11 protein-coding genes are annotated in these 14,778 nt (G+C 47.7%); all 11 read right to left on the bottom strand.

Annotated elements, in window-relative coordinates; translation table 11 throughout:
- Nucleotides 1-44 precede the first annotated feature (44 nt).
- Nucleotides 45-1,013 (bottom strand): tRNA (adenosine(37)-N6)-dimethylallyltransferase MiaA, encoded by a 969-nt coding sequence (gene miaA, locus ASD40_RS05510; RefSeq protein ID WP_057302341.1) that lies wholly within the window; start codon nt 1,011-1,013, stop codon nt 45-47.
- Nucleotides 1,007-1,783 (bottom strand): class I SAM-dependent methyltransferase, encoded by a 777-nt coding sequence (locus tag ASD40_RS05505; protein WP_057302340.1) that lies wholly within the window; start codon nt 1,781-1,783, stop codon nt 1,007-1,009. Before ASD40_RS05505 ends, miaA begins: the two co-directional genes overlap by 7 nt.
- 4 nt (nt 1,784-1,787) lie before the next feature.
- Nucleotides 1,788-3,833 carry a DNA mismatch repair endonuclease MutL gene (gene mutL / locus ASD40_RS05500; protein WP_057302339.1) on the bottom strand — a complete coding sequence of 682 codons (2,046 nt, stop codon included), beginning with the start codon at nt 3,831-3,833 and terminating at the stop codon, nt 1,788-1,790.
- Between the two features lie 5 nt (nt 3,834-3,838).
- Nucleotides 3,839-5,272, bottom strand: coding sequence for a S41 family peptidase (locus ASD40_RS05495; RefSeq protein WP_057302338.1), 1,434 nt, complete (start codon nt 5,270-5,272; stop codon nt 3,839-3,841).
- Between the two features lie 82 nt (nt 5,273-5,354).
- Nucleotides 5,355-7,982: a DNA mismatch repair protein MutS gene (gene mutS, locus ASD40_RS05490; RefSeq protein ID WP_057302337.1), complete on the bottom strand. Its 2,628-nt coding sequence runs from the start codon at nt 7,980-7,982 to the stop codon at nt 5,355-5,357.
- A 415-nt stretch (nt 7,983-8,397) separates the two neighbouring features.
- Nucleotides 8,398-9,864 (bottom strand): putative amidoligase domain-containing protein, encoded by a 1,467-nt coding sequence (locus tag ASD40_RS05485; RefSeq protein WP_057302336.1) that lies wholly within the window; start codon nt 9,862-9,864, stop codon nt 8,398-8,400.
- Nucleotides 9,865-10,009: 145 nt separating this feature from the next.
- Entirely contained in the window at nt 10,010-10,576 is a 567-nt protein-coding gene (gene cotE / locus ASD40_RS05480; protein WP_057302335.1) for an outer spore coat protein CotE, read from the bottom strand.
- 114 nt (nt 10,577-10,690) lie between these two features.
- Complete coding sequence (locus ASD40_RS05475) at nt 10,691-11,650, bottom strand: aromatic acid exporter family protein (RefSeq protein WP_057302334.1); 960 nt, start codon at nt 11,648-11,650, stop codon at nt 10,691-10,693.
- A gap of 70 nt (nt 11,651-11,720) precedes the next feature.
- Nucleotides 11,721-12,563 carry an ABC transporter permease gene (locus tag ASD40_RS05470; RefSeq protein WP_057302333.1) on the bottom strand — a complete coding sequence of 281 codons (843 nt, stop codon included), beginning with the start codon at nt 12,561-12,563 and terminating at the stop codon, nt 11,721-11,723.
- Complete coding sequence (locus ASD40_RS05465; RefSeq protein WP_057302332.1) at nt 12,556-13,329, bottom strand: ABC transporter ATP-binding protein; 774 nt, start codon at nt 13,327-13,329, stop codon at nt 12,556-12,558. The genes ASD40_RS05470 and ASD40_RS05465 overlap by 8 nt, the downstream gene beginning before the upstream one ends.
- A gap of 48 nt (nt 13,330-13,377) precedes the next feature.
- Nucleotides 13,378-14,391, bottom strand: coding sequence for an ABC transporter substrate-binding protein (locus ASD40_RS05460; RefSeq protein WP_057302331.1), 1,014 nt, complete (start codon nt 14,389-14,391; stop codon nt 13,378-13,380).
- Nucleotides 14,392-14,778 lie beyond the last annotated feature (387 nt).

Genomic DNA, 14,778 nt, shown 5'->3' with positions numbered 1-14,778 from the left:
ATGAAACTATCGCCAGAAGGCGCTATTTTCTATTGGTGTATTTGTTAATTATATTCAATTTTATGTACAAACTTTCCTGCTAGTATATCATTAATAATTTGGAAATGGGCAGAAAAATTTGCTGATTCCGTCACATCCACCCAATGAATGTCTTTCATATGCCGAAACCATGACAATTGGCGCTTCGCAAATCGGCGCGTATCACGCTTGAGCAGCGTTACCGCTTCCTCTAAACTCAACTCACCCTCCAGGTAGCTGACGATTTCTTTGTATCCGAGAGCCTGCATGGAAATCGCTTGCTTGGGACAGCCTGCGGCAAGGATCGATTGAACTTCCTCGATAAGCCCCTCCTGCATCATCGCGTCGATACGTTCCTCAATACGCTTGTACAGCAGTGCACGATCCATCGTCAGTCCAATGATACATAGTTCGTAAGGAGACTCTTTTTTCTGGGACGCCAAATGGGTTGTCATCGTTTCACCTGAGATATAGTAAATCTCAAGAGCTCGTATTACACGTCTACGATCATTGGCATGAAGTCGATTAGCGCTCTCAGGGTCAATATCACGCAGTTTCTGATGCAGCGCCTCATCCCCATGCTCAGTGGCATACGCTTCCTGTTCTTGGCGGAACGCTTCATCCATACTGACTTCGGTGAATTGATAATCGTAACATACAGACTCGATATAAAGGCCTGTACCTCCTACAATAAATGGAAGCTTTCCACGCGAATGAATGTCCAGAATCAAAGCCTTAACACGTTCTTGAAACTCAGCCGCCGAAAAGGGATAGGAAGGATCATGAATATCAATCAAATGATGCGGGACAAGCTTCTGCTCAGCTTCACTCGCTTTGGCAGTTCCAATATCCATACCTCGATACACCTGCATGGAATCTCCGGAAATAATTTCGCAGCCAAACTTCTGAGCGATTTCTAAGCTTAGCTTGGTCTTACCAACTGCCGTGGGACCTAGTAGCACGAGTAATTTCGGCTTGGCTGATGGGGCTAACACAGTCGAATCACTCCATACGTTGTTTTGGTCGTCGATCGCAATACATGCTCGAATCCGAGCCGGGCAAATTCTTTACTGTCTCTGTTTTCTTTGAGCACAATGCTCTTGCGTGCAACTCTTTTAGCTTCTTCGATAGATGCCATACTGATAGCTTCATCGTTCGCATTGCGTCTAAGATGAGAAATCGCTTGAGATTCCTCAATCGGACTGCGAAACATCGGATCAAAATAGACAACATCTACGCTTTGCGGTGCCAATTGCTGCAAATACGCGAGGTGATGTGTCTTTCTAACCGTGATGCGCCTCATAGCCTCGTTTAGCTCGGGAATTTCCGATTCATAAACGGCTAAACCTTCTTGTATCAGCATAGCTGGAATCTTTTCGCTTTCGAGTGCTGTGACGCTTCCTTGGGGGCCAACAGCAAAGGAGAACACGATAGAATCCGACGCTAAACCTGCTGTACAATCCAAGATATCATCGCCAAAAGCTGCACCAGAAGCCTCAATTAATAAATCGACTTCGCCTCGCTGCATACGTTTGACTCGAACGAGGGCCATACTGGGATGAAAAAAGTATGCAGGTTGGTCTTCTCCATAGTACCTGATCTCATCTCTGGTCACAAGCAGAAGGGAATCATCCTTATAATTATTCCTAAGATGTTCCAAAGAATACTTCCTTCGGGATACGACTCGGCCATCATACGCAGCAGCCAATCGCACGGCTTTGTCCAATAAATCACTGGACGGATTATACGAAGTTGTCACTAGCACAGGTTTACATCACTCTCTTAAACATTTTTTCCAGTTCATAAGTCGTAAAGCTGACGACAATCGGTCGTCCATGCGGGCAAGTGTAAGGATTACGGCAGCCTGCTAGCCGATCGATCAGCGTTTCCATCTCAAGAACACTTAGTCCTTGATTGGCTTTGATCGATGCTTTGCAAGAACACATAATAGCCGCCTTTTCTCTGAGTTTGGCGATGTCTACAGCTTTTTTCTCGCTGAGAACCCACTCACACATTTCCTCGACGATCCCCTTCTCTTCTCCTGATGGAAACCAGTGAGGATGCGCACGGACCAGAAACGTATTCCCTCCGAAAGCCTCCATATACACCCCTGCTTGCTCAAAAAGCGACAGCTTCTCGGCAATAATACCTGCTTCAGACGGTGTAAACTCTAAAGTAATAGGAACGAGTAATTCTTGGCTTGCCTCAGCAGGATTGCCAAAACGCTCGTAATAATATTCATAATTAATTCGTTCATGCGCAGCATGCTGATCAATCAGGAACAAGCCTTCTTCGTTTTGGGCGACCAAATAAGTGCCGTGCATTTGACCGATCGGGTCCAATCTTGGAAAAGCGGGAAGCGCTGGAGCCTCGCCTTCCTGTTTGGAAGGCAGTAGGTCCATGAACGCTTCGTTCGTCCGGCGCTGCTGCTGAATGGACGTACTTCTGGGATTACTCCCAGCAGCAGACGAGTAGCTGTTGTTTGATGGTGATGTCGGACGGCTCGAATATGAAGCTCCGGAAGTTACAGAAGCTGTGGAAGCTGTGGAGCTTCTCAGTGGCTCTACGATTGGTGGCCGGGAAGTTGACACCGATTCTGGTCGGTACGCTGTACCGGCCTCCTTCACTTGCGGCAAAACCATGCTGTCCGAATCCACGGATACACGTTGTATCGTAGAATCAAGAAGCGGTGTAGGTATCTCAGAAGAAGCTGCCGGCGTGGAAGAGCTTGATCCAGTTGTCGGCTCAACCGTCCTAGTAAGATCCAGCTGTTCCTGTACGTATGCGCCCTTAGGTGCGGCTGGCTTCATCCCTTGCGGAATCAGCACCTGCCTTCCAAATAGCCGTTTCACTTCGGCTTCGATTAAAGCGGTTAGTTCCGCTTCTTTACTAAAGCGGACCTCGAGCTTAGATGGATGTACATTCACATCCACTAAGGCAGGATCCATCCCGATGTGAAGCACAGCCACCGGATAACGGTTGATCGGCAGCAGGGTATGATATCCCTGCAGCAGCGCTTGATTCAGCGCGAAGTTGCGCACGTAACGACCATTCACAATGGTCGAGATGCCGCCACGATTCGCGCGGGTCATTTCGGGCTTCGCCACGAAGCCCGTGATGGTATAATCCAAGCTTTCCACTTGGAGAGGAAGCATTTGCTTGCCGATTGCTGTGCCGTAGATGCCTGCGATGACCTGAAGCAAGTCTCCATTGCCCAACGTTTGCAGCAGGAGATTGCTGTTATGTTTCAACGAAAAGGCGATACCAGGGTGAGCCAGCGCTAATCTATACAAATAATCTGAGATATGGCCAAGCTCGGTTTGGATCGTTTTCATATATTTCAACCGTGCCGGTGTGTTGTAAAATAATTCCCTCACCGACACTTCAGTCCCGCGTGAAGCAGCCGTTTCTTCGACACTGCGAATCGTGCCGCCCTCAATGGATATTTTCCGCCCCAGTCCATCATTCGTAGAACTAGTCACACACTCTAGCCTAGACACGGACGCTATACTCGGCAAAGCCTCTCCGCGGAAGCCTAATGTTCGTATCGAGAATAAGTCTTTGCTTGTCGCGATTTTACTCGTCGCATGACGCTGAAAGGCTAATTCACAATCTTCCAAAGCCATACCGGAGCCGTTATCGGACACCCGAATCAGCTGAAGACCGCCCTCTTCAATCGTCACATCAATCCGAGTACTGCCGGCGTCCACCGAGTTCTCGACGAGTTCTTTCACCACAGAAGAAGGTCGTTCAACTACTTCCCCTGCGGCGATTTGGTTCGCAATATGTTCGCTTAAGAGTTGGATTTTACCCATAATTCTTAGTTCCCCTTTACAGCGCGGAAGGAAACATTCTCCCCTTGATCCTTCACTTGCAGCTGCGGAAAATAATCATCGAATAGATCAACATTGACGTAGCTAGTCCCGTTTTCAATGATTAGCTTGTCTGCCTGGGCAGGAATGGCATGCGTTCCTTTATTATCGGAAATATCGACTGTACGCGTCGTCTCGTTCCATGTAATTGTAGCTCCAATAAGTGCCGCCAGGCCGCGTGTTGATGCGTATAATTTGCCATTTTCACGGAAATTACCGAATCCGCTTCCTATTTCCACGCCGTTATAAGTCACACTGTGCTTGGAAATCTCAACGTTAATATCTGTAATCCCCACTGTCTGTAAAGCTGTAATTAATTGAGCAGAAGCTCCGTCCACTTTGATGTCCGGAGTGATTCCGACTTTGTTCACTTTACGCTTATTCGGCGTTAAGTACTCTTCAACGGTCACTTTCAGCGCACTATTGTTATCCAATTGATAAAGCTGTTGTACACTACCTTTGCCATACGTTTGCATGCCGATCACTTTAGCAACATTGTAGTCCTGCAGAGCGCCTGACAGCACTTCCGAAGCGCTTGCGCTATACTCATTGGCTAAAATGTAAACAGGAATGGACAATTCCGTTCCGCCGTTGATCAACACCGGATCATCCACGCCATTGCGGTCTCTAGTATGAATCAGAACGCCTTCTTTAACAAAATGCTTGGCAATGTTCTGAGCCGTATCCACAAGACCTCCTGGATTATTACGAACATCTAGAATCAAAGATTTCAAACCTTTTGCCTGCAGATCCGTAAGCTGTTTACCAAAATCCTCGTCCGCATCGCTTGAAAAATCCGTAATTTGAATGTAACCAACACCATTCGTGAAGCTCTTGCTATACACTTCAGGTACATTAATCCCTTTACGAGTAATCTCAACGGTTAATTCCTTGTCAGCGCGTTGTACGGTAACTTTAACTTTCGTCCCTGCTACACCAACGATTTTGTTTCTGACTTCATCGATAGACGTTGTAGAAGCTGGGACGCCATCCACCGCGCGGACATAGTCATCACGCTGCAAGCCGGCTGATTCAGCTGATGAACCTGCAAAAACCTCGGATAAATACACACCTTTGTCATCAATCCCGATTCGAGCACCCATGCCGACGTAATTATTTTCTAAGGAGCTGGAGAACTGACCATATTCTTCTTGGCTGAAAAATACCGTATATGGATCTTTCAGACCTTCTACCATTTGCTTGATGCTTTGATTAGCTAGCGCTTCTTCTGTTACACCACTTACATGGAGCTTCCCAATGATTTCTCTGACTTGCTGTGTTTGTAAATCTTCTTGTGCCAACGCATTTAAGGGCAGAACCGTCATAAGAGCCGACGCCAGTGCTAGTGTAACCTTCATTGTTTTCATTCTTGGTTGTTTCATGCGCGTCTCTCCTCGAATATATGATTAGGCTGAAATGTTGTAAAAATGAACTGCGAAACCATAATAACTTACATCAACAAGCTTATTGCAGCTTTTGTTTCCATTCGTATACTAAATTGAGCGCCTGCAGCGGCGTCATATTGATTAAATCGATCCCTTTCAGCTGGTCGAGCACCAGCTGAGATTTGCTGTCCGGCTGCTTCTTCTTGACAGCCGTGTTTGCCGTACTGTCTACCTCGAAGAGGGACAGCTGCTGTATGGGAGCAGCCGCCTGCGGGACGACAGCCGTCGTTGCGGCGATCTGCGCAGCGCCCGCCGCCCGCTCTTCAAACCCATTCAGCAGCTCATAGGAGCGCTGAATGATGTCTTCGGGCAGCCCCGCGATTTCGGCACAGTAGATGCCGTAACTCGTACTCGCTGCCCCGGGAATGAGCTTGCGCAGGAAGGTCACCTGCCTGCCGCTCTCTTTCACAGCCATGCAGTGATTACGCAGATGCCCAAGGCTTTCTTCCAGATGCGCAAGCTCGTGGAAATGCGTCGAAACGAGCGTCTTGCAGCCGATCCGGTCATGCAGGAACTCGATGACCGCTTGCGCGATCGCCATCCCTTCCCCGGTCGAGGTGCCTCGGCCAAGCTCATCGATGATGACGAGGCTCTTGCTCGTCGCCTTCTCGGTCATCACTTGGATGTCCATCATCTCGACCATGAACGTACTCTGACCGCCGATCAGATCATCGGCAGCGCCGATCCGCGTGAAGATTCGGTCGGTGACCGGAATGCGCGCAGATCTGGCAGGTACGAAACAGCCGATCTGCGCCATCAGGCAGATCACGGCGACCTGCCGCATATAGGTACTCTTACCGGCCATGTTTGGTCCGGTAATAAGCAGAATGCGGCCCTCATCCAGCAGCAGGCTCGTTTCGTTCGCGATGAACGAGCCGTCTTGAATGACCGCCTCCACCACAGGATGGCGGCCTTCTTCAATCTCGAGATCGAAGCCTTCGCCGATCTCCGGCTTGCGGTAGTGATGCGCCGCGCTGACCGTGGCCAGCGACTGATACACGTCGGCGGTAGCGATCACTTCCGCCAACTTCTGTAATCTGGAGATATGCTCAGAGATCCGGTCGCGAAGCTCCGTGAACAGCTCGTACTCCAGATCAACCATTTTATCCTGCGCTTCCAGAATGAGCGCTTCTTTCTCTTTGAGCTCCGGCGTTACGTAGCGCTCGGCATTCGCAAGCGTCTGCTTGCGTTCGTAACGGCCTTCCTGCAGTGCGGACATGTTCGCTTTGGTGACTTCAATAAAGTAACCGAACACTTTGTTGTAGCCGATTTTGAGCGACTTGATGCCCGTTGCCTCCCGCTCCTGACGCTCGAGCTCCGCGATCCACTGTTTCCCGTTCTTACTTGCTTCCCGTAGTTGATCTAAGTATGGCTGGTAGCCTTCTCGGATCATTCCGCCATCCCGAATGGAAACAGGAGGCTCGTCCTCAATGGCGCTAGCAATCCACGACATTACATCTTCACAGGCATCCATATTTTCGACGAGTTTGCGAAGCGTTTCCGAACCGGAAGCTGCACATACTTCTTGAAGCAGCGGAACCTGCTGCAAAGAGTGCTTGAGAGCGATCATATCGCGAGCATTCGCATTCCCGTAGGAAATACGAGCAACTAAACGCTCCAAATCGTAGACTTCCTTCAACGCTTGCTTCACATCTTCTCTGATAATGAGCTGATTGTAGAGCAGATTGACAGCTTCCAGCCGCTCTTCGATGCGTGATACACTCATGAGCGGCTTTTCGATCCAACGGCGCAGCATCCGAGCGCCCATCGCTGTTACTGTTTTGTCGAGCAGCCAAAGCAAAGAACCTTTTTTCGCGCGTTCACGTACCGTTTCAACGAGTTCAAGATTTCTACGCGTAAAAGGATCCATCGTCATGAATTGATCGGGCTCATATACCCGGATATGCTTCACATGGGTCAATGCTCGTTTTTGCGTTTCTTTTAAATAAGCAAGCAGCAAAGCAACGCCTTGACGGTTCAAAGCGGATAAAGTAGGCAGTGCGGCATCCTCAGCAAAATGCTCATCCAGCAGCTTTTCATCCACTTGCGTCCATTCCGTTAGCACCGTACTGCGCCCCCATGTGAGGCCTGTTTCCCGAATTGTCGTTAATAAACCATTATCCGTAATAATCTCCGAAGGGTTGTACACATTGAGTTCATCAACGACGAGTTCCCATGAGTTAGAAAGCCGTGTTGTATATAACTCCCCCGTTGAAATATCGCATGCCGTAAAGGCATATCCGTGTTCCTGACTCACTAGGGAAACGATGTAATTGTTGCTCGATTCGCCTAGAAGCTTGCTATCCATAACGGTCCCCGGCGTAACGATTCGAACAATCTCACGCCGCACGACACCTTTGGCTTCAGCTGGGTCTTCAACTTGCTCGCATATGGCGACTTTATACCCTTTCTCGATTAACCGAGACATATAATTGTCCGCAGCGTGATGAGGGACACCGCACATCGGGATTTTCTCGTCGCCGCCGCCTTCTCTACCTGTTAACGTAATTTCCAACTCTCGTGAAGCATTGATCGCATCATCAAAAAACATTTCATAGAAATCACCCAGACGAAAAAACAAAAAAGCATCCGGGACTTGCGCCTTCACGGCCAAGTATTGCTGAATCATCGGCGTATATTGGGCCACCTTGCGTTCCTCCAACCAATCACTATATTCATTGTCAAAATCTATGAAACTACCAATCTTTATTTTCATATGTGTGCAAAAAAGAATGTCAGAGGACGAGCATCTACAGACTGTTATTCAATAACTTTTCCCAATGAACTCCTGGAATAAGAGCCCCTAAAGACTGCTATCCATCCACTTTTATCGCTTTTAACAAAAATAGAAGCTTCTAAAGGCTGTTATCTAACTCAGATACGCTTCATTTTCCAATGATTTCTCGAAATAAGAGCCTCTAAAGACCGCTATCCATCAACCAGCAACGCTTTTATGTAAAATAGCGGCTTATGAAGGCTCTTATCCAACTGTAAATGCACCATCCAAATATGAATCCCAATGCACAGATTAAAACCATTTCAAATCTCTTATAGATACACTATTATAACATGATTTGTTCTTCAAAAGCTTCTTTACGATGGTAGGGTGCAATTTTCCAAGCTTTGCGAAAATCAGCTCTTTCGTTCCATGGCTCCATTGACATGATTCTTGCTCGGAGACGTTCCAGAACGGCAGCGAATACGTCATAGCCCTTCAGCTGCTCAAGATCCTGCCAAAGCTTCGCAACGGTGGCTTGAAGCCGCTGCTTATCCCCACGATAGTAGGCCGCTTGAATCTCCGGATCCTGCAAGGGCTGCCGAGGCAGCAGCCAGTAGTTATCAGCAATAAGCGAGGCTAGCGCGAACACACCGCGCGTGATATCGGGCGAATGCAGCCAGCTTGGCAGAGTACGGTACTCGAAGCCCCCATGCGACTTCTTGCGAAAGTCGCCAAGGAAGCCGTACCGAGGGCGGCGCTCTCGCGTCGTGTCGCCCTCCATCAAGATCAAAGGCAGCGCGAGGTAGTTATCGAGCGCGCGCAATAAATGCCCATTCAACCAGCAGCGGCTGAAATGGATATGTCCGCCGAGGGGGTAGCCCCCCACCGGCATGCCGCCCGAGAGCCACGAGAGGCTCTCGTCGTCGATCTTCCGCGCGGCGAGCTGCATCGTAGATCGCAGGTTCCTCGCCAGCTCGCGCGGGTCTATGCTTGGCTGCGGCCGCAGCTCCGCCAGCGGCAAGATCAGGCGATGTCCGCTGAGCACGACGGCATCGCAGCCGACTTCGCCGTCCCGCGTCAGGAAGCGGTCGGCGAAGACGACCTTGCCCTGCGGGCTGAGCAGCAGGAACTCGGGGTCGCTGCCGAGCATCGCCCGCTCCTTGCGCCGCAGCTCCTTCGCGATAGCGATCTCATAGCGATCAATCGCCTGCGCGAACAACTGGGCCAGCTTCCCGTTCAGCTTAGGAACGGGATCCACATCCAATACCAAGGTGTGCCCGCTAGGCAATACACCTATGGTGACAAGGCCATAGTCTAGGCCGAGCGCATAGACAGCTTTTACAGACTCACGGCTAGCCCTTCGGACATGAAAATTGGCACGATCTGGTGTAACTTCTATGTAAGCCGAACTGGCATTTAATTGTCTTTGATCATAGAGAGCTTTCTCCGACAACAGAAGCGTCTCCTTCTTCTCATAAACAGCCAATGTCTGTAAATGAAATACAGCTACCTTATATTTATGTGTGAATGCTAATCGCTCATCCTTGGCACTTCGGCCATTCTGCCAAGCTACCGTCTTGATGCCGTGCAAATGAAGCAGTTCTTCTCGCTTCGAACGCATCTGAGCCCTAAGAATCGACTTGATCGGCTGCAGTGCTGGCTTCAGCGGCCATTCATCATGAGCAATTCCCCAATGGATGATGACCTGACCTCGCCAATCGGCTGGCAGCCTTGAACCACTGGGTATGCGGATGAGATCCGCTAGCTCCAGCGCTTCTTTTTCCTGTGCGTGCAGTAAGAATGTTTCCATCCATTTTGCCCCTTCTCCGTTCTCATTCCATCCTCACAGTCCGTACATCTGATTGAAATGCCCATTTATTGAAATAAAACAAAAAAGAGGGCAAATGCCCTCTGCCGAACCTCTTTCACCCGCATACACTGGTGTATAAGATTCCTTAATCCAAATCATCCTCAAGCAGATCGGCGTCCAGATCCTCGAAATCTCCATCGCCGTTGTCATCGAAATCTACATGCTTGTCGTCGAAGTCACTGGGGCCGTAGGGGCTAACAATGACGAAGACTTTCGTTTCAGCGACCAACTCAACTTGGAACTCCCGTTCCACCCGAATGACTACGCTGTCGCCGCTAGAAGAGATACTTGCTTCCACACAGTTCGGCTCTTGCGTTGCGACAGCAGATACTTCAGCAGTTGTTGGCCTATGTTTTTTGTCCAGATAACTTAGCCCAACAATTTCTACATAAGAAACGGTTTCTTTTGCTACATCTGTTTTGGTGTTACGATCGTAAGAATACCAGATGTTGATATCATAAGTACCAACTACCTCTACGCCCTCTCCAGATTGGATCGACTCGAATTGGTTATTAATAATCCAAGCGCCCAATATACTGGTCGGAGAAAAGGGCGGAGTCACGGTATGACTTACATGCGAAAATTTGCGACCTTTACCGCAGACAGCTTTTGTAATGATCTCTCTGCTTTGCAAATCTTTATCTAATGACATCCTTTCAACCTCCTCCATACAATCATTCATTACAAGTGTATGCAGGACAGCAGTCTAGAGTGACAATTATTTTATATTATTTTTACGATATAAAAATACTCATATCTTTAAGAGTCAACCCGCCTCTGGGCGCTGTTTTTTTTGCTTTTTGGCTATAGATAAATATTGCATAAGCTCCCTGTTAAGCTGTAAAATGGCAGATCGCACCTCGAATTCTTCCCGGCTTTCCGGCAAAGGCAGCTGTTTATAACGAGCATCCAGAACTTGCAATTCTTTCTCCGCTTCACCAGTATAGTAGTCTTCCTTAACGGTTTGACTAATATCTTCAAGAATCGCTGCCACCCACTCCCCCTGCGGCAAAGTTTGATACACTTGGGCAACCAGATCGATCATTCGGTGGATCGACTCCAACTGCTCCTCCCTCATAAAGAAATATACCTGCAAGTAGGGGTCTCCTCCGAAAATGAGTGTATTCTCCATCGTACGTTTAGCTAGCCCTGCCCCTTGATCAATCTCTTCACTAACTTCCAAAAGCTCCTTGCCATCCCACACAACTGTATTATCTCTCAAATGCTTAGCCATGTTTACGAAAATATCCGAAAATAGCGCCTCGATTCTTTGCTTATGTCCCTCGATCGCTTTATCCGTCTTAGGCATATAGGCGATATTGATGAGTGTCGCTGTACCCAATCCTATGAGCAGAAGATACATTTCATTCAGAACCGCCATCCATCCAGCAGTTTCATAGGCGAAAAGATGCAGCATAACAACTGCCCCGGTCACCGCCCCCTCCGTAATCCGCAGCCTATGCAGGACGGGAAACACGACGAGGATGAATATACTGACAACCCACACATGGAACCCCAATACCATAAAAAGAAGAGAGCCTGCGAGAAGCGCGAGCATGGAAGCTAATATCCGATGAAATGCGCTTTGAATCCCTTTTTTCTTCGTCACTTCTATACCTAGAATAGCAAGAAGTCCCGCTGCCGCAGGCGTTTTTATCCCGAATACGTGCGCTAGATACATCGCTATTACGACCGCTAGCGCTGTTTTGAGCACACGAAAGCCCATAGCTTTTTCACCTCGTTATTGGTTTTAACTATGGGCTCATTATTTCATTTTGGGCAAACTGTGGCAAGACTTATCTATGTTTTGTCATTCTTTTTTCCAAATTGGACACAATTTGATACATAACTGTAGCCACAATCGCAATGACGAACAATGTAGAGATAACCAGTGTAAAATTAAACACTTGAAAACCGTATATAATCAAATAACCAAGACCCATTTGCGATACGAGAAATTCGCCTACGATCACACCGATCCATGCCAGACCTACATTTACTTTCAAAGTCGAGACGATGGCTGGGAATGAAGCGGGTAGAATAGCTTTTAAGAACACTTTTCGCTGATTACCCCCAAATAAAGTGACGACCTTCACATAGTTGTTATCCACCTCTTTGAAGCTCCCATAGACGACTAGGGTTGTGATAATAACAGTTATCGAAAGTGTAGTCGCAATAATCGAGAGCAAGCCTGGTCCCAAACCAACGATAAATAACGGTCCAAGGGCTACTTTAGGCATACTATTCAGCACGACAATATAGGGATCAAGCACACGGGAGAGAAACGGCGACCACCAAATCACAACCGCTAACGCCGTACCGAACAAAGTGCCTAACACAAAGCCGATAATGGTTTCGACGACCGTTACGCCCACATGCGGAAGGAGGCTGCCATCAAGGAGTTTATCCCAGAGCAGCTTAAAAACTTTCGTTGGATAACTAAAAAGCAGCACATCGATCCACTTCAGACGGGCCGCCATTTCCCAGAAGATAAAAAATAAGAGCAGGATGGCTAGTTGAACAAGTCTTACATACTTCGTTTTCTTTTTCCTTTCAGCCAAAAATTGCTGATGAACTTGCTGTGTAAGCGTATCGTCCGCATTTTCGTTGAGACGCGCCTGCTGCTGACCATCACTCATGATGCACGCCCCCAAACTCCTGCCATATCAATCGAAAAAGCACATGGAAATCGGGCAATTCCCGCGCTGCGAAAGGCACGGAGGACCGAATTTCCTGCGGAATTATAAATTCTTTGCGAATTCGTCCCGGATTAGGATCCAGCACAATAATACGATCACTCATCGCTATTGCCTCAGAGATATCATGTGTCACAAGGAGTGCTGTCTTCTTCTTCGCACGAAGAGTCTCTACAACCAAATCCTCCAACTGAAGCTTGGTCTGATAATCGAGCGCGGAGAACGGTTCATCCAGCAGAAGCAGTTCAGGCTCTGTGGCTAATGTTCGTACTAACGCGACTCTCTGACGCATACCCCCGGATAGCTGAGCGGGATAATAATCTTTGAAGCCGAGCAGCCCCATCTCATCCAATAAATGAAGCACTTCCTGTTTCTTCTCTTTGGTTAACGTTCCTGTAATTTCTAAACCCATACAAGCATTGTCTTCAATCGACCGCCATGGGAATAAATAATCCTGCTGAAGCATATACCCCACCCTTGTCGATGGACCGTCTACGATCCCTCCCGCAACAGTCACCGTACCCACTGTCGGACGAATAAGCCCGGCAATGATCGACAAGAGAGTTGTCTTCCCACAGCCACTTGGACCGATCAGACTAACGAATTCACCACGCTGGATTTCAAAATCAATCTGCTCAACAGCAAGTGTAGCTCGCTTCTCAGTCACATAAACTTGTGTCACGTCTTTTACAGTCACAGCTGTATCCATGTTCGTCCCCCCTCTTGTTCGATTCATCGACATGCCTAATGCTGATTACTACGGTTTTACGTTCGATTTCGCTTTCTCTGCAAAGCTATTGTTCACTAGCTTTTTCCAAGCTACCTTTTCTTTCAACTCACCTGCGGAAGTCATCACATCTAGCAAATTGTTCCATTCTTGTTCATCAACAATGCCGTCCGTCGCGAATGATCCTTGATCCTTATAGCGTTTAACAACACTTTTTACAATTTCTACATCGATATCTTTAAAATAAGGCAGAACCGCATTCGTGATTTCATCCACACTTTTCGCGGCAACCCAAAGCTGAGCGCGTTGTACCGCATTGGTGAACTTCTGAACCGTTCCTGCATTTGATTTCAAGAAGCTTTGTTTGGTCATAAATACCGTGTAAGGCAGGTGTCCGCTCTCCACACCGAAGGAAGCCATAACGTAGCCCTTGCCTTCTTTTTCAATAATGGAAGCTTGCGGTTCGAAGAGCTGTACATATTCCCCTGTTCCCGATGCATACGCGGACGCGATATTAGCAAATTCAATATTTTGAATGAGCTGGAGATCCTTTTGAGGATTAATGTTGTGCTTCTTCAATGTGAATTCGCCAGCCATCTGAGGCATGCCGCCTTTACGTTGACCGAGGAAAACAGAGCCTTTGAGCGAGTTCCAGTCGAACTTATCCACTTTCTTCCTAGCAACCAGGAAGGTCCCGTCTGTTTGGGTTAGCTGCGCAAAATTAATAACCGGATCATCCGAGCCTTGTTGTGATACGTAGATCGAAGTTTCCGATCCAACTAAAGCTACATCAATAGCGTTTGACAGTAAGGCTGTCATCGTTTTGTCGCCGCCTGGTGTGGTGGTCAATTCAACATCAAGCCCTTCATCCTTGAAAAACCCTTGCGATAAAGCCACATACTGCGGTGCATAAAAGATGGATCGCGTGACTTCACCAATACGCACCTTTGTTGTTTCTTCGCTTTTCGTTCCGCACGCCGAAACGATTAAACTGAGCAGTAGGACGGCGGATAATGTGAATCCCCATCTTTTCCGATTGTTCATGGACGTCCCTCCGATAAAAGTAGTAATGTATCCTATGCAGGAGCCCAGAAGTCGGTTAATATTGTTTTCTGAAAATATGGAGGGTAGAAGATCAAGTGCCGTATCCTGCCATATTTGATCACTCAAGCAATGTTGTATAATGGAGTCAATTTCATAATAAAAGTCCGATTTTTCTAAGTATGGTTTCGGAAGAAATGCAGTTGGATAAGAGCCTTTAGAGACTGCTATTACTTCATTTCCAGCGTATTTTGTAAAAATAGGAGTCCCTAGAGACTCTTAACCTTCAAGTGAAGTGTAGATTCGGTAGAAAAGCAATCGGATAAGAGCCTTTAGAGACTGCTATTTCTTCATTTTCACCGTATTTTGTAAAAATAGGAGTCCCTAGAG

Source organism: Paenibacillus sp. Root444D2 (assembly GCF_001426375.1).
Taxonomy (GTDB): domain Bacteria; phylum Bacillota; class Bacilli; order Paenibacillales; family NBRC-103111; genus Paenibacillus_E.
The sequence above is the reverse complement of the archived record's forward strand: the minus strand, read 5'-3'. Positions and strand labels throughout refer to the sequence as shown.